14 protein-coding genes are annotated in these 16,315 nt (G+C 71.5%); 6 read left to right on the plus strand and 8 right to left on the minus strand.

Going from position 1 to position 16,315, the window contains the following annotated elements; all coding sequences use genetic code 11:
- Positions 1–28: 28 nt before the first annotated feature.
- Positions 29–817 carry an SDR family NAD(P)-dependent oxidoreductase gene (locus AB0912_RS31585; protein WP_366705934.1) on the minus strand — a complete coding sequence of 263 codons (789 nt, stop codon included), beginning with the start codon at positions 815–817 and terminating at the stop codon, positions 29–31.
- 7 nt (positions 818–824) lie between these two features.
- Positions 825–1,505 (minus strand): helix-turn-helix domain-containing protein, encoded by a 681-nt coding sequence (locus AB0912_RS31590; protein ID WP_366705936.1) that lies wholly within the window; start codon positions 1,503–1,505, stop codon positions 825–827.
- A gap of 309 nt (positions 1,506–1,814) precedes the next feature.
- Here AB0912_RS31590 and AB0912_RS31595 point away from each other — a divergent pair, with 309 nt between their 5' ends.
- The gene (locus tag AB0912_RS31595; RefSeq protein ID WP_366705962.1) at positions 1,815–2,444 is read left to right on the plus strand and encodes a helix-turn-helix transcriptional regulator; all 630 of its coding nucleotides are present in this window, start codon (positions 1,815–1,817) and stop codon (positions 2,442–2,444) included.
- Between the two features lie 33 nt (positions 2,445–2,477).
- On the opposite strand, the gene AB0912_RS31600 is transcribed toward AB0912_RS31595, so the two are convergent.
- Positions 2,478–3,503, minus strand: coding sequence for an ATP-dependent 6-phosphofructokinase (locus AB0912_RS31600; RefSeq protein ID WP_366705938.1), 1,026 nt, complete (start codon positions 3,501–3,503; stop codon positions 2,478–2,480).
- A gap of 296 nt (positions 3,504–3,799) precedes the next feature.
- Here AB0912_RS31600 and pta point away from each other — a divergent pair, with 296 nt between their 5' ends.
- From pta to pyk, 3 genes are all read left to right on the plus strand, one after another.
- Complete coding sequence (gene pta, locus AB0912_RS31605; protein WP_366705940.1) at positions 3,800–5,890, plus strand: phosphate acetyltransferase; 2,091 nt, start codon at positions 3,800–3,802, stop codon at positions 5,888–5,890.
- Entirely contained in the window at positions 5,887–7,155 is a 1,269-nt protein-coding gene (locus AB0912_RS31610) for an acetate kinase (RefSeq protein WP_366705942.1), read from the plus strand. The genes pta and AB0912_RS31610 overlap by 4 nt, the downstream gene beginning before the upstream one ends.
- A gap of 96 nt (positions 7,156–7,251) precedes the next feature.
- Entirely contained in the window at positions 7,252–8,682 is a 1,431-nt protein-coding gene (gene pyk / locus AB0912_RS31615) for a pyruvate kinase (protein WP_366705944.1), read from the plus strand.
- A 151-nt stretch (positions 8,683–8,833) separates the two neighbouring features.
- Here the strand turns inward: pyk and AB0912_RS31620 are convergent, their stop codons facing one another.
- The 4 genes from AB0912_RS31620 to AB0912_RS31635 form a co-directional block, all read right to left on the minus strand.
- Complete coding sequence (locus tag AB0912_RS31620; RefSeq protein ID WP_366705946.1) at positions 8,834–10,285, minus strand: hypothetical protein; 1,452 nt, start codon at positions 10,283–10,285, stop codon at positions 8,834–8,836.
- Positions 10,275–10,853, minus strand: a complete 579-nt coding sequence (locus tag AB0912_RS31625) for a DUF6114 domain-containing protein (protein ID WP_366705948.1) — start codon at positions 10,851–10,853, stop codon at positions 10,275–10,277. The genes AB0912_RS31620 and AB0912_RS31625 overlap by 11 nt, the downstream gene beginning before the upstream one ends.
- A 116-nt stretch (positions 10,854–10,969) precedes the next feature.
- The gene (locus AB0912_RS31630; RefSeq protein WP_366705950.1) at positions 10,970–11,602 is read right to left on the minus strand and encodes a DUF6230 family protein; all 633 of its coding nucleotides are present in this window, start codon (positions 11,600–11,602) and stop codon (positions 10,970–10,972) included.
- A gap of 619 nt (positions 11,603–12,221) precedes the next feature.
- A complete protein-coding gene (locus AB0912_RS31635) occupies positions 12,222–13,196 on the minus strand; it encodes a tetratricopeptide repeat protein (RefSeq protein ID WP_366705952.1) in 975 nt (324 codons plus the stop codon).
- 258 nt (positions 13,197–13,454) lie between these two features.
- Here AB0912_RS31635 and AB0912_RS31640 point away from each other — a divergent pair, with 258 nt between their 5' ends.
- Complete coding sequence (locus AB0912_RS31640; protein ID WP_366705954.1) at positions 13,455–14,081, plus strand: TetR/AcrR family transcriptional regulator; 627 nt, start codon at positions 13,455–13,457, stop codon at positions 14,079–14,081.
- Positions 14,082–14,192: 111 nt separating this feature from the next.
- Here the strand turns inward: AB0912_RS31640 and AB0912_RS31645 are convergent, their stop codons facing one another.
- A complete protein-coding gene (locus AB0912_RS31645) occupies positions 14,193–15,344 on the minus strand; it encodes an NAD(P)/FAD-dependent oxidoreductase (protein ID WP_366705956.1) in 1,152 nt (383 codons plus the stop codon).
- Positions 15,345–15,471: 127 nt separating this feature from the next.
- Here AB0912_RS31645 and AB0912_RS31650 point away from each other — a divergent pair, with 127 nt between their 5' ends.
- Entirely contained in the window at positions 15,472–16,188 is a 717-nt protein-coding gene (locus AB0912_RS31650) for a TetR/AcrR family transcriptional regulator (RefSeq protein ID WP_366705958.1), read from the plus strand.
- Positions 16,189–16,315 lie beyond the last annotated feature (127 nt).

Genomic DNA, 16,315 nt, shown 5'->3' on the forward strand with positions numbered 1-16,315 from the left:
CTCCTCTCGAACGGCTGGGGCGGGCGGCTCAGACGGCGGTGTAGGCGCCGTCGACCAGGTGGTAGCCGCCGTGGACGAAGGAGGCGCGGTCGGACAGCAGGAAGACGATCAGCTCGGCGACCTCCTCGGCGCGGCCGAGCCGTCCCGCCGGGTGGAGTCCGACGAGAGCGTCGTACTGGGCCCGGTCCACGCCCTGGAGCAGCGGGGTGTCGATGAAGCCGGGGCCGACCGCGTTGATCCGGATGCCGGAGGAGGCGTACTCGGCGGCGGCGGTGCGGGTCAGGCCGATCACGCCGTGCTTGGCGGCGACGTAGGCGGAGGACCCGGCGGAGCCGACCGAGCCGAGGATGGAGGAGACGTTCACGACGGCGCCGCCGCCGGCCGCCTGGAGCGCGGGGATCTCGTAGCGCAGACAGAAGAAGACGCCGTCGAGGTTGGTGCGGACGACACGGTTGTAGGCGTCGATGTCGTACGCGCCGGTGGGGACGACGGGGCCGGCGACGCCCGCGTTGTTCACGGCGAGGTGGAGCGCGCCGTAGGTGTCGACGGCGAAGGCGACGGCGGCCTCGACCGAGGCGGGCACGGTGACGTCGACGGCGACGGCCGCCGCCTTGATCCCCTCGGCGCGCAGCTCGGCGGCGGCCTTCTCGGCGCCTTCCTCGTTGTGGTCGGCGATGACGACGCCGGCGCCGCCGAGGCCGAGCCGGCGGGCGGTGGCGAGGCCGATACCGGAGGCGGCGCCGGTAACGAGGGCGGCGCGGCCGGCGAACTCGGTCGCGGCGTCGGCGAGTTCGGTGGTGGCGGGGGTGGTGCTCATGTGCTGGTCACTTTCCTGGTGCGGGGTGAGGGGTGTGGGAGGCGGCCAGCGCGGCCTCTCCCATCAGCGCGTCGTAGGCCTGCTCCACCAGGGAGGCCAGGTCGGCGGCGGCCGAGTCCGTGGGGGCCGTGCTGTCGCGCGCCCAGGCGCGCAGCGCGGCGGTGAGGACACCGGCGGCGGCGTCCACGACGACGGCGGGACGCAGATCGCGTACGTCGTCGGTGCCGAGCCGGGCGGCGATGATGCGGATCGACTCCTCCTGGGCGTCGACCCGGATGCGTTCGTAGGCGGCGAACAGCGCGGGTTCGGTGTCCACCAGGGCGAGCAGCCGGCGCATGTCCGGGCGCAGATGGCGGGCCGGGTCGCTCTGGTCGGCGAGCCAGTCGGCGACGGCGCGGCGGTAGGCGAGCAGCGGCGGTTCGGCGGCGGGGCGGGCGCGCAGGCAGGCGTTGATGCGGTCGCCGTCGCCGCGCACGAAGTCGAGGGCCGCGTCCTCCTTGCCGACGAAGTGGCGGCTGAAGGTGCGGCGGGTGACGTCGGCGCGGTCCGCGATGGCGGAGACCGTGACGCTTTCCAGGCCGTGTTCGAGGATCAGCTCGATCGCGGCGGTGGCGAGCGCGTCGCGGGTCCGGCGGGCCTTGCGCTGCCGCCGGTCCTCGACGTCTGCGGCGACTGCGGTGTCTCTCATGTCTTCGACCGTACACCCGGAAATGTCCCACTGCGACATGAGGCGCGGTGGGACATGAGTCTCATGGGGACATCCCGGGGGCCGCCACGGGAGACGGGGCGAGGGGGGGGTGAACTGGCCGCCGGACAGGGGCGTACGAGGCGGCACGGGGCGAGCCGTAGGTTCCTACGATCCGTGATCGTGTCCGAACGGACCGTGGCCGGCGCGGCCCGTGGCCCGTACCTTGTGCGCGTGCACCAGCCGCAGGCCCAACAGCCCACCCCGCCCTTCAACGCCCTCGCCGCCCGGAGACTGCGGGCGGCGCTCGGCATGGGGCCCGAACACGTCGCCTACGGACTGCGGGCCTCCTACGGCCTGCCGTACGCGACGCCCGATCTCGTCACCGCCTGGGAGCGCGGCACGATGGCGCCGAGCAGCCCCGAACTCACGGCTCTCGCGGGGGTGTTGTGGTGCTCGCCGGGTGAACTCATCGGCGCTCCGCGCACGTTGCGCGAACACCGGGTCGCCCGTGATCTCGCCCAGGAGGACGTGGCGCGGGCCGTCGGGCTCGAACTCCTCGCCTACCAGCGGATGGAGGACTCCGGCACCTGGCGCGGCACCGAGCGTCAGTCGGCCGCGCTCGCGGACGTGCTGGAACTGTCGCTGCCGGACTTCGTGACCGTGACGGGCCGCGACGGCAGGCTCGCCGATCTGCTGCGCGGCGCGGTCACCACGCGCTGGCAGGCGTATGTGCGCCCGGTCGCCAAGACGGTGCCCCTGGACCGGCATCTGCTGGAGGAGGCGCTCCAGGAGATGCACACCGACTACCAGGGGCAGATGGTCTCGACGCTGAGCTGGAGCCCGGGGCCGGCCGCCGCCGGGGCGGGCGACGTCGGCAAGGAGTACCTGGACCGGATCGTCGACCACTTCTGGTCGACGATCCGCGCGAACACGTACTGACCGAAAACCCCGGTGCCCACAGGCCCTTGGTGTCTAGAAGACCGACTCGGCCTCGTCCATGCGGTCCTTCGGGACCGTCTTCAGCTCGGTCGTCGCGTCCGCGAGCGGCACCATCTCCACGTCGGTGCCGCGCAGCGCGGTCATCCGGCCGAACGCCCCGCTGTGCGCGGCCTCGACGGCGTGCCAGCCGAAGCGGGTGGCGAGCACCCGGTCGTAGGCGGTCGGGGTGCCGCCGCGCTGGATGTGGCCGAGGATGACCGGCTTGGCCTCCTTGCCGAGCCGCCGCTCCAGCTCGTACGCGAGGGCCGTGCCGATGCCCTGGAAGCGCTCGTGGCCGAACTGGTCGATCTCGCCGTGTCCGTAGTCCATCGCGCCCTCGACGGGGTGCGCGCCCTCGGCGACGCAGATGACGGCGAACCGCTTGCCGCGCGCGAAGCGCTCCTCGACCATCGCGACGAGGTCGGCGGGGTCGAAGGGCCGCTCGGGCAGGCAGATGCCGTGCGCGCCGGCCGCCATGCCGGACTCCAGGGCGATCCAGCCGGCGTGCCGGCCCATGACCTCGACGACCATGACGCGCTGGTGGGACTCGGCGGTGGTCTTCAGCCGGTCCATGGCCTCGGTGGCGACGCCGACGGCGGTGTCGAAGCCGAAGGTGCGGTCCGTGGCGGAGATGTCGTTGTCGATCGTCTTCGGCACGCCGACCACGGGCAGGCCCGCGTCGGAGAGCATCCGGGCCGCCGTGAGGGTGCCCTCGCCGCCGATCGGGATGAGAACGTCGATGCCGAACTCGCGGGCCATGTCCTGCGCGTTCTCGCAGGCCTCGCGGAGCCGGTCGCGCTGGAGCCGGGAGGAGCCGAGGATGGTGCCGCCGCGGGCCAGGATGCCGCTGACCGCGTTGAGGTCGAGGTTGCGGTAGTGGCCGTCGAGCAGGCCGGCGTAACCGTCCTCGAAGCCGATGACCTCGTCCCCGAAGTTGGTGACCGCTCGGTGCACGACCGACCGGATCACTGCGTTCAGGCCAGGGCAGTCGCCGCCTGCGGTGAGAACTCCGATGCGCATCGTGCTGTGTCTCCTGCTCGCTGCTGGTACGTGTGAGCCAGTCCGATTGTTCCACGCCCCGGGGGCCGCCGCCGATCCCCCCGGCCCGCGCGACCGCCCGACGGCCGTCCGGCGCCTGCCCGAGGGGCGCCCGGCGAGCGCCCGGAGTGCCGCCCGGTCCGGCCCGACCAGGGCGTTTGTCCTGGCGGGCGCCTTAGCCAGCGCCAGAGGTATTGTCAAGAGGGTTCTGCTCACGTTGGTGGGCCCCTTTGCGAGCCCAGCGCACCGCCTGGCGCCGAGACGGATGGAGAGCACGCGTGACGCGCAGCGTGTACGTGACCGGGATCGACCGCGGCGACGGCCGCCAGGTCGTGGAACTGGGGGTCATGGAGCTGCTGACCCGCCAGGTCGACCGGGTGGGCGTCTTCCGTCCGCTCGTGCACGACGGCCCGGACCGCCTGTTCGAGCTGCTGCGGGCCCGCTACCGTCTCGCGCAGGACCCGGCGACGGTGTACGGCATGGACTACCACGAGGCGTCCGCGCTCCAGGCCGAGCAGGGCACCGACGAGCTGGTGTCCACCCTCGTCGACCGCTTCCACCTGGTCGCCCGGGACTACGACGTCGTCCTCGTCCTCGGCACCGACTTCGCCGCCACCCAGCTCCCCGACGAACTGGCGCTGAACGCCCGTCTCGCCAACGAGTTCGCCGCCTCCGTGATCCCGGTCGTCGGCGGCCGGGGCCAGAGCGCCGAGTCGGTGCGCGCCGAGACCCGCAACGCGTACCGCGCCTACGACGGGCTGGGCTGCGACGTCCTCGCCATGGTCGTGAACCGGGTCGAGCCGGAGACCCGTACGGAGATCCTGGAGCGGCTGGACTCCCGGCTCCCGGTGCCCTGTTACGTGCTGCCGGACGAGCCCGCGCTGTCGGCGCCCACCGTCGCGCAGATCACCCAGACGCTCGGCGGCGAGGTGCTCCTCGGTGACGACGCCGGACTCTCCCGCGACGCGCTCGACTTCGTCTTCGGCGGCGCGATGCTGCCCAACTTCCTGCGCGCCCTGACCCCGGGATGCCTGGTCGTCACCCCGGGCGACCGCGCCGACCTGGTGATCGGCACGCTCGCCGCGCACAGCGCCGGCACCCCGCCGATAGCGGGCATCCTGCTCACCCTGAACGAGCGGCCGAGCGCCGAGATCCTCACGCTCGCCGAGCGCCTCGCCCCCGGCACCCCGGTCGTCTCGGTGGCCGGGAACTCCTTCCCCACCGCGACCGAACTGTTCTCCCTGGAGGGCAAGCTGAACGCGGCCACGCCCCGCAAGGCGGAGACCGCGCTCGGTCTGTTCGAGCGGTACGTCGACACCTCGGACCTGCTGAAGCGGGTGTCCGCGCCGAGCAGCGACCGGCTCACGCCGATGATGTTCGAGCACAAGCTGCTGGAGCAGGCCCGCTCCGACAAGCGCCGTGTCGTCCTGCCCGAGGGCACCGAGGAGCGCGTGCTGCACGCGGCCGAGGTGCTGCTGCGCCGGGGCGTCTGCGACCTCACCCTGCTCGGCCCGGTCGACCAGATCCGCAAGAAGGCCGCCGACCTCGGCATCGACCTGAGCACGGCCCAGCTCATCGACCCGCAGGCCTCCGAGCTGCGGGACGCCTTCGCCGAGAAGTACGCCGAACTGCGCGCCCACAAGGGCGTCACGGTGGAGCTGGCGCACGACGTCGTCGCGGACGTCAACTACTTCGGCACGCTGATGGTCGAGCAGGGCTTCGCCGACGGCATGGTGTCGGGCGCCGTGCACTCGACGGCCGCGACCATCCGGCCCGCCTTCGAGATCATCAAGACCCGGCCCGACGCGAAGATCGTCTCGTCGGTGTTCTTCATGTGCCTGGCGGACAAGGTCCTCGTCTACGGGGACTGCGCGGTGAACCCGGACCCGGACGCCGAGCAGCTGTGCGACATCGCCATCCAGTCGGCGGCCACCGCCGGGCGGTTCGGGGTGGAGCCGCGGATCGCGATGCTGTCGTACTCCACCGGCACCTCGGGCAGCGGCGCCGACGTCGACAAGGTGCGCGAGGCGACGGACCTGGTGCGGCTGCGCCGGGGCGACCTGCGCGTCGAGGGACCGATCCAGTACGACGCGGCCGTCGAGCCGTCGGTCGCGGCGACCAAGCTGCCGGACTCCGAGGTCGCGGGCCAGGCGTCCGTGCTGATCTTCCCGGACCTCAACACCGGCAACAACACGTACAAGGCCGTGCAGCGTTCGGCGGGCGCGATCGCCGTCGGCCCCGTGCTCCAGGGGCTGCGCAAGCCCGTCAACGACCTGTCGCGCGGCGCGCTCGTCCAGGACATCGTCAACACGGTCGCCATCACGGCGATCCAGGCCCAGACCCCCGACCAGAAGGCTCCCGCGCAGTGACTGCCGACCCCTCCCCCGCGTCCGCCCCGTCCGGCGAGGAGCGCCCGGCCACCTCGTCGGCCACGCGTGTCCTCGTCCTCAACTCCGGCTCCTCGTCGCTGAAGTACCAGCTCCTCGACATGCGCGACAGCTCCCGGCTCGCCGTCGGTCTGGTGGAGCGCGTCGGCGAGCAGACCTCCCGGCTCAAGCACACCTGCCTCGGCAGCGGGGAGACCCGCGAGCAGAACGGCCCGATCGCCGACCACGAGGCCGCCCTGAAGGCCGTCGCCGACGAGCTGTCCCGGGACGGCATCGGCCTGGACTCCCCGGAACTGGCCGCGATCGGGCACCGGGTGGTGCACGGCGGGATGTTCTTCACCGAGCCGACCGTCGTGGACGACGAGGTGCTCACCGAGATCGAGCGGCTGATCCCGGTCGCCCCGCTGCACAACCCGGCCAACCTCACCGGCATCCGCACCGCCCGCGCGCTGCGGCCAGACCTCCCGCAGGTCGCCGTCTTCGACACCGCCTTCCACACCACGATGCCGGAGTCGGCCGCGCGCTACGCCATCGACCCGAAGATCGCCGACCGGCACCGCATCCGCCGCTACGGCTTCCACGGCACCTCGCACGCCTCCGTCTCCCGGGAGACCGCCCGGCTGCTGGGCAAGGACCCGGCCGAGGTCAACGTGATCGTGCTGCACCTGGGCAACGGCGCCTCGGCGTCCGCGGTCGAGAAGGGGCGCTGCGTGGACACCTCCATGGGGCTGACGCCGCTGGAGGGGCTCGTGATGGGCACGCGGTCCGGTGATCTCGATCCGGCCGTCATCTTCCATCTGGCCCGCGTTGGCGGAATGTCCATGGACGAGATCGACACTCTTCTCAACAAGAGGAGCGGGCTTTTCGGTCTCTGCGGTGACAACGACATGCGCGAGATCCGCCGCCGGATCGACGAGGGCGACGAAGAGGCGGCGCTCGCTTTCGACATCTACGTTCACCGGCTCCGGAAGTACATCGGCGCCTATTACGCGGTGCTGGGCACGGTGGACGCGGTCGTCTTCACGGCCGGCGTCGGCGAGAACGCGGCGCCCGTGCGGGAAGCCGCGATCGCGGGGCTCGAGGCGCTGGGACTGGCGATCGACGGCGATCTGAACGCCGTCCGCTCGGACCAGGCGCGGCTTGTCTCGCCGCCCGGCGCGCGGGTCGCGGTCGCCGTGGTGCCGACGGACGAGGAACTGGAGATCGCCACACAGACGTATGCGCTGGTCGGAGGGGAAGCCGCCTGAACGGGCCGGAAAGCCACGCCTGAGCGGCCGTCCGCCCATTTGTATCTTCCGCCAGACGGAATATTCCGCAGCGAAACAAACCGATAGGATCGCCCCATGCGCCGTTCGAAAATCGTCTGTACTCTCGGCCCCGCGGTCGACTCCCACGAGAAGCTGGTCGCGCTGATCCAGGCCGGCATGAACGTGGCCCGATTCAACTTCAGCCACGGCACCCACGCCGAGCACCAGGGACGGTACGACCGCGTCCGGTCCGCCGCGGCCGAGACGGGCGTCGCCATCGGCGTGCTCGCCGACCTCCAGGGCCCGAAGATCCGCCTGGAGACCTTCGCCGAAGGCCCCGTCGAGCTGGAGCGCGGTGACGAGTTCGTCATCACGACCGAGGACGTGCCCGGTGACCGGCACATCTGCGGCACGACCTACAAGGGCCTGCCGGGCGACGTCTCGCACGGCGACCAGATCCTCATCAACGACGGCAACGTCGAGCTGCGGGTCGTCGAGATCGACGGTCCCCGGGTCAAGACGGTCGTCATCGAGGGCGGCGTGATCTCCGACCACAAGGGCATCAACCTGCCCGGCGCGGCCGTGAACGTGCCGGCGCTGTCGGAGAAGGACATCGAGGACCTGCGCTTCGCGCTGCGGATGGGCTGCGACATGGTCGCCCTGTCCTTCGTGCGCGACGCCAACGACGTGAACGACGTGCACAAGGTGATGGACGAGGAGGGCCGCCGGGTCCCCGTCATCGCCAAGGTGGAGAAGCCGCAGGCGGTCGAGAACATGGAGGGCGTCGTCGCGGCCTTCGACGCCGTCATGGTGGCCCGTGGCGACCTGGCCGTCGAATACCCGCTGGAGAAGGTCCCGATGGTGCAGAAGCGCCTCGTGGAGCTGTGCCGGCGCAACGCCAAGCCGGTGATCGTCGCGACCCAGATGATGGAGTCGATGATCACCAACTCCCGTCCCACCCGCGCCGAGGCCTCCGACGTGGCGAACGCGATCCTGGACGGCGCGGACGCGGTCATGCTGTCGGCCGAGTCCAGCGTGGGCGCGTACCCGGTCGAGACGGTGAAGACGATGTCGAAGATCGTCGTCGCGGCCGAGGAGGAGCTGCTCGCCAAGGGCCTCCAGCCGCTGGTCCCGGGCAAGAAGCCGCGCACGCAGGGTGGTTCGGTCGCCCGTGCCGCCTGCGAGATCGCCGACTTCCTCGGCGGCAAGGGCCTGGTGGCGTTCACCAAGTCCGGCGACACCGCGCGCCGGCTCTCCCGCTACCGCGCCGCGCAGCCGATCCTGGCCTTCACCACCGACGAGGGCACCCGCAACCAGCTCTCGCTGAGCTGGGGCGTCGAGTCGCACGTCGTGCCGTTCGTGAACAGCACCGACGAGATGGTCGAGCTGGTCGACCGCGAGCTGCGCAAGCTCAAGCGGTTCAACGAGGGCGACGTCGTCGTGATGACCGCCGGTTCGCCCCCCGGCGTCCCCGGCACCACCAACATGGTCCGGGTGCACCACCTGGGCGAGGTCGACCACGCCTGACCCCGCCGCCGAACGCCGCTGAGGGCGCCCCCTGTTCGACAGGGTGGCGCCCTCAGCGTGTTGTGCGGCTCCCGGACGGGATCGTGGAGGCCTGCTCGGCGGTCGGCCCGCTCGGCCGGCCGGGCCCGCTAGGCCGGTTCGTCGTGCTCGCTCAGCCGGTCGTGTACTGGTGCAGGCCGGGGACGGTCAGGGTGCCGCCGAACTGGCCCGCCTGGACGACCTTGACCTTGGTGAAGTAGATCAGCGGGATGTTCAGCGGCGGAGGATTGTCCGGGTCGAACGTGATCGGGATCAGACCGAGCAGGTTCCCGGAGATGCTCTCCGTGTACATGATCGTCTTGCCGTCGCGGATGGTGGACGTCGAGCCCTTGGCCGCCTGCACGTGGTAGGTCTTGCCGGCCTGCTTGTCGTTCACCGTCTGGTGCAGGTCCCCGATGTCGGTGCCGTCGGAGATGACGTACTTGAGGACCTTCTTGACGCTGCCGTTGGCGGTCCGCACCTTGACGATGCCCTGGTAGTCGGCGCCCTTGAGGAGCAGGGAGCTGGCGTTGAGGTACCAGGGGTCGTCGGGCAGGGTCACCGGGTTGTCGACACCGCCCTCCGCGTCGGTGGCGACCGGACAGTCCTTGGGGTCGACCGTGGAACCGGCCGACGGGCCGGGCGTCGCCTCGGCGGCCTCCTCGGCCGCCTTCTCTGCGGCCTTCTTCGCCGCCTCGGTGCTGTCCTTGGCCGCCTTCGACGCCGTGTCGGTGGCGTCCTCGAGGGTGTCCTCGACCGTGCCGCTGGCCTTGTCCGCCGTGTCCTTGAGGGTGCCGGAGGAGGTCTTGTCCTTCGACGACGTGCCACCGGACGACGTGTCGCCGGACGTCTTGCCACCGGACGACGTACCGCCGGACGAGGAGGACGTGTCGCCCTTGTCGTCGCTCGCGGTCGCGGAGGGAGCGGGGGTGGCGCTCTCCTTCTCGTCGGGCGTCAGGAGGTCCTTGAGGGCGTCGCCGATGCCCAGCGGATCGAGCGGGTTCTTCGTCTTGGACGCGGTGGGCGCCGGAGCGGCGTCGCCGGACGACTTCTTCGAGGTGCCCGGCGCGGAGGAGGACGCGGAGGGGGCGGGCTCGGCCTTGTCGTCGGAACCTGAATCCGGCGAAGAGGTCGTGCCCTGGTCCTTGGCGTCCTTGTCGTCCTTGGCGTCCGAGGAGTCCTTGGAGCCTGTCGGGTCCTTCGCGTCCGAGGAGGCGGAGGGGTCCGGCGTGGCCTCGCCGGACGACTCGCTCGCACTGGCCGAGGGCGAGGGGGACGCCGATTCCGACGCGTCCTTGTCGTCCTTGGCGTCCTTGTCGTCGGTGCCGGTCACGGCCTCGACGCACGCCTGGTACTCGTCGGCCGTCAGGCTCTTGGCCGTGGAGTGGTCGTCGGCCTGGGCGAGTGTCGGGGTGAGCCCCATTCCCATGAGGACCGCCGTCGGCATCGCCGCGATGGCTATCGCTTTGCCCGCGGGCACGTGGAACCTGGTGAACAGCGGCTTCCTGGGGGCCGCGTGGCGCGGCCCGGTTCTCACACGGGACTCGTCCACCTCAGTCCCGTGGGTCACCTTGTCAGCCGGCACTGTGCCTCCCGTTCGCCCCGTTGCTCGGGCTCGTTCCTGACAGATCGTTCGGGTCGTCCACAGCGTTCGCGTTCGCGGCCGGCTCGACCGGCTCGACCGGCGCGTCCTGCGGCGCCTCGCTCCTCTGGAGGGGCACCGGCGCCACGTGCTCCTCGGCGGGTTCGCCCGGAACCCAGGAGACGGCCATGGCGCCGCCGATCATGGCGAAGAGGAAGCCGACCAGGAATCCGCCCAGGTTGGACACCGGAATGGACACCAGGGCGAGGAGGATCGCCGCGACTCCGGCGAACGTCCGTACGTGCTTCTGGAACCAGAGGCTGATGCCGAGCACCACGAGGAGCACGCCGATGATGAGGGAGCCGGCGCCCGCCGTGGTGGACATCGCCAGCGTCAGATGCCCGAGCTGGAGCTTCGCGTACGGGAAGTACGCGATGGGAAATCCGCCGAGCACGATGAACAGGCCGGCCCAGAACGGGCGGTCGCCCCTCCATGTGCGGAAGTTCCGCCGGAACACCTGAAGGTAGTGCTCGTCGTTCTGGCCGGGCGCGGCAGGAGTCTCGGCGCTCATGGAAACAGCTCCCTGGAACGGCTTTGCTGTGAGAAGTTCGCGATTGCGCTCCGCCTACGCGTGCGGAGCGGGGCGGGCGCAGGGGCCGCAGCCCCTGTCGCCCGCCCCAGGGGTGCCTAGTAGCACTCCTTGACGCCCTTGGCGACCGACATCTTCAGGCCGCTGAGCTTGAACGTGCCCGCCGTGGTGGCCCACGCCGTCTGCTTCACGTCCGTCAGGGTGGCCGAGTCGGCCTGCTGGGCGAACCCGTACGGGTTGGCCGTCTCGCCGCTCTTGAGCCCCGGGCCCTTGCTGGCGTCCTTGGCGGCGACACCGATGTCGATGCCGCGGAACGTCGCGTTGGCCTGGAGGTCCTCGACGTCGATGTACAGGTTGTCAGCCTCGACCGGCGTACCGCCGCCGCCGGCCTTCAGCACGAGGCTGACGGAACCGAGCAGCGGGATGTCCGGGGTGACGACGGACTGGCACATGTTGGTGATCTTGGCGTTCTTGAACGCCGAGACCGCGACGGGGTGAGCCGTCTTGTTGCCGTCGAGGGTGTAACCCGAGTCGATGGCTCCGTACTGCGCGAAGCCCGTACCGTCGAGACGGTCCGCCGTCACCTTGAACGACTGACCGGAAACGCTGAACGACGCGGCGAGAGCGCCCTGCGCGAGGGCGACACCTATCGCTGCCGTGGCGGCCACCGAGGGCACCATCACGACCGCGAACCGCTTCCATCTGGTCCCGCCACGCACCTGGGACTCCATATTTCCTCCTTCTCGGACGTACATCTCCTGGCCCTGACTGCCCCTTTCGGCGGCTCAGCCGGGCAGGGATGGGAGAAGTGCTACGTCCTCGGGAAGGAGAGCGCCCGTACCCGGAGGTGCGACTGCACCCGAATCACCGGCGATCACCCCCGAGCGACAACCACTGGTCGCGCCTGACGCACATCACGCACAACCTGCTGGACAGGCTCCACCGGACGGCGGAGACCCCCCTGTCCAAGAGCCGACAGCACCGCCTTCGGCTCTGCTCGGTGGGGACCCAGGGAATCCGCTGCCCCGACTGGTTGGCGGGGGTGCGGTAATGGACCGAGCGTCGCCGATCGTGGTCCATTCTCGCCGCGCGCACAAGGGGGTTCGTTACTCGCTAGTAACGGCGGGATAACCGAAGCACGACCGGCCGGTGTCGGTCAGCGACGCAGGGTGCCCTGAAAGGGGGTCACGAAATGGTTGATTGGCGGACGGAACCAGACAGTTCAACGCCCTCGACTTACTCGGAGTAACAGCGGCCGCGTTTACCAAGTTTTGGTAAAGCGCGGCCACTTGCCCCTCTGCCGGCCGATGTTTCACGCAGGCATCACGCGGCCGGACGTTTAGCGACTGGTCAGAACAACGCCCTCGCGAGGGCCCGGCGCGCCGCGATCACCCGCGGGTCGTCACCGCCGACCACCTCGAAGAGTTCGAGCAGCCGCACCCGTACGGCGTCCCGGTCGTCGCCCGCCGTGCGGCGCACGGTGTCGATGAGCCGCCCGAAGGCGTCCTCGACATGGCCGCCGACGAGGTCCAGGTCGGCACCGGCGATCTGCGCGGCGACGTCGCCGGGCTTCTCGGCGGCGTCCTTGCGCACCTGCTGCGGGTCGAGGTCCTGCACCCGGTAGAGCAACTCGGCCTGCGCCAGACCGAGTTTGGCCTCGGTGTTGGCCGGGTCGTCGCTCAGCACGTTCCGGTACGCCCGCACGGCACCGCCGAAGTCGCCCGCGTCCAGCGCCTGTACGGCGGCCTCCAGCAGGGCGTCGTGGGGCCCGGCCGGCACCTCGGGGGCCTCGGCGGCCACCCCGGGGACCGCGTCGCCGTCGACCGTCAGACCGGTCAGGCCGAAGCGCTGCTCGGCGACCTGGACGAGCTGGTCCAGCGTGCCGCGGATCTGGGTCTCGGCGGCGGCTCCCTGGAAGAGCGGCAGCGCCTGTCCGGCGACCACCGCGAAGACGGCCGGAATCCCCTGGACCCCGAACTGCTGCATCAGCATCTGGTTGGCGTCGACGTCGATCTTCGCGAGGACGAACCGGCCGTTGTACTCGACGGCCAGCCGCTCCAGGACCGGGCTGAGCTGCTTGCAGGGCTCACACCACTCGGCCCAGAAGTCGATGACGACGGGCACCTCGGTGGAACGCTGCAGGACATCGCGCTCGAAACCCGCCTCGTCTACGTCGATGACGAGGCTCGCGGGAGTCACGGCCCCGCCACCGCCGCCCTTGGCCGCTTCGGCGCGCGCCTGCTCCGCCTTCGCCTTGGCCTCCTGGGCCGCCTTCACCGCGGCGAGGTCGACGACTCCGCTCATGGACATGTTCCGTGGCTGCATGAGTACATCCTCCCCCTTCCTCGCGCACGTGTGAAAAGCCGTGTGAAAAGCACGCTGAAAGCCGGTCCCCGTCCGGCCCGTTCGGCGCCGGGTCCCCACCTGGCGCCCGGTGCGGTTGTCGCCGCGTTCGAGCTTTCGCTACGGGTCGTAGCGTAACTGCCCGGAGGGGCGGCTGTCCGCCGGTCCCCGGTGATCTCCCTCACTGCTTCACAGAACCGCCGGATATCGCCGGTGAGACGTCCGGTTATGGTCACTGACATGCACGGTCACTCCCCGGCCGCCCGGACGGGCCGCCCCCGCAGCGCCGCCGCGGACGCCGCGATCCTGGAGGCGACCCGGGCCGCCCTGGTCGAACTGGGCTGGTCCAAGCTGACGTTGGGGGACGTGGCGACCCGCGCCGGGGTCGCCAAGACGACCCTCTACCGCCGCTGGGCGGGCAAGAACGAGCTGGTCGTCGACGCGGTGGCCGTCCTCTTCGACGAGCTGGAGCTGCCCGACCGGGGCAGCCTGGCCGCCGACATCGAGGGCGTGGTGCTCCAGTTCGCGGCGATCCTCGGCCGCCCGGAGGCGAAGACGGCGCTGATGGCGGTGGTGGCGGAGTCCACCCGGGACGAGCCGCTGCGCGAGCGCATCCGGACGTCCATCGTGGACCGGCAGAAACGCCTCGTCATGGAGGGCCGCGCCCGCGCCCAGGCCCGCGGCGAACTCCCCCCGGAGACCGACCCGGCCACCGCCGCCCGCACCGCCGACCTGATCTTCGACGTGGTCGCCGGCGCGGTGGTCCACCGCACCCTGGTCAGCGCGGAACCGGCGGACGAGGAGTGGGTCCGCTCCTTCACCCGCGTCCTCCTGCTGGGGCTGAGCGGGGCGACGGCGGAGGACTGAGCCGGGCTCAGGCCGTGGCCCCGCGCGGGGTCACGGCCCGAGCGGGGCCACGGCCCTAGCGGGGCCACGGCCCTAGCGGGGCCACGGCGGTGGCCTGAGCGGGGGCCGGGATCACGCCTCCTGTCCGGCGCCCGTCATCAGGGCGAGCAGGCTGTGGGGCGCCCGGTCGTCGATCATGACCGAGTAGAAGCCGTCGTCGTCGGCCTCCACGGCGGCGGCGCGGGCGAACATGGCCGCCTCGTGCGCCGCGAGGGCCGCTTCCGTGTCGCCGGGGTGCGCGGCGAGTGCCCGGCCGAGGTCGGCGCCGTCCCGCATGGCCAGGTTGGCTCCCTCGCCGTTCGGCGGCCGGAGGTGGGCGGCGTCGCCGAGGAGCGTCACGCCCGGTACGCGGTCCCAGCGGTGCCCGGCGGGCAGCGAGAAGACCGGCCGCAGGGCCGGCGGGGTGTCGCTCTCGCGGAACAGCGCGGTGAGTTCGGGAGCCCAGCCGTCGAACTCCTTCGCGACCTCGGCGGCGAGGGCGTCGGAGGCGTCGGCCCCGGTACCGGCGCCTATGCCGGTACCGGTGAACCACTCCTCGGGCTTCCTCAGCTGTACGTAGGTGTGCAGGGTCCCGGCGCCCTCCCGGTGGGCCAACAGCCCCCTGCCCGGCGCCAGGGCGAACAGCGAACCGGCGCCGACCGCCGCCAACGAGGCGGGATGGCGGGTCTCCGCGTCGAAGAGGAACGTCTCCACGCCGCACACGCCGAAGTACTCCGGCACGGCCCCCGACAGCAGCGGGCGCACCCGCGACCAGGCGCCGTCGGCGCCGACGAGCGTCCCGGCGACCACACCGGAGCCGTCCGCGAACTCCACCCGGTGACGGCCCCCGCCGAGGGAGCGCACCGCGCTGACCTTGTGGCCCCAGCGGACGGTGCCACCGGGCAGCGAGTCGAGCAGCAGCCGGCGCAGTGCGCCGCGCGGCACCTCGGGGCGCTCGCCGGTCCCGTCGTCCGGCAGGTCGAGCAGCACGGTGCCGGTCCGGTCCATGACCCGGTACGCCTCGCGGCCCGGCAGGACCAGCTCGCGGAAGTCCTCGAACAGACCGGCCGCCTTCAGCGCCGCCTGTCCGCTGTGGGGGCGGAGGTCGAGCAGTCCGCCCTGGCGGCGGGCGTCCGGCGCGGGCTCCGCCTCGTAGACCGTGGCCGGGATGCCGTGCACGTGCAGCACACGGGCCAGCGTCAGGCCGCCCAGGCCCGCTCCGATGATCGTGACCGGTGTCGTCATGATTCCTCCCCATCCCCTTTCGGGGTGCTTGATCCCCTTTCGGGGCGCTTGGACGTTTATTGGATCGTCGCTCCAATCAAGCTAGCACGACATTGGATCGGCGCTCCATTCATGCGATGATGGGGCCATGGTGAACAGAGCGGCGACGGGATCGGCGCGGGCCCCGCGCCGGAAGGACGGCCTGTCGCGGGAGCGGATCATCCGGACCGCGATCGAGATCCTGGACTCCGGCGGCGAGAAGGCGCTCACCCTGCGCGCCCTGACCGTGCGCCTCGGCACCGGCTACGGCGCGATCTACCACCACGTCGAGGACAAGGGCGATCTGCTCGCGACCGCCACCGACGAGGTCGTCACCGGCGTGCTGTCCGGCGTGGTCGCCGAGGCGGACCCGCGTGCCGCTCTGCGCGGCCTCGCGCTCGGCTTGTTCGACGCGGTCGACGCCCACCCCTGGGTGGGGGCGGAGCTGTCCCGTCAGCCGTGGCGGCCCGGGCTGCTGGACTTCTACGAGAGCGTCGGCCGGCTCGTGGCGGCCCTCGGGGTTCCGGAACACGCGCGCGTCGACGCGGCCGGCACCCTGGTGAACCACGTCCTCGGTGTCGCCGCGCAGAACGCCGCGACGGCACGGCTCCTCACGGACGGGGACACGGGCGCGGACACGGACACGGACGGGAACACGGACAGGGAGGCCTTCCTGGGCGACGCCGCCGCGCGGTGGGCGCGGGTCGACCCCGCGCGCTACCCGTTCGTGCACGCGGCGGCGGCCCGGCTCGGCGAGCACGACGACCGCGAACAGTTCGCCTTCGGGGTCGACATCTTCCTCACCGGCATCGCGGCCCTGCGCTAGGGCGTGTCGTTTGGATCAGGTGGCGCCGGAGCGCGGCGCCTTGTCGGCTGGGCCGAGCGGGGCAGGGTGCGTGCAGCTGCAAGGCGGAGGAGGGCGACGACGCGGAGCGTCGGCAACCGACGACAAC

Source organism: Streptomyces sp. NPDC007084 (assembly GCF_040703595.1).
Classification (GTDB): domain Bacteria; phylum Actinomycetota; class Actinomycetes; order Streptomycetales; family Streptomycetaceae; genus Streptomyces.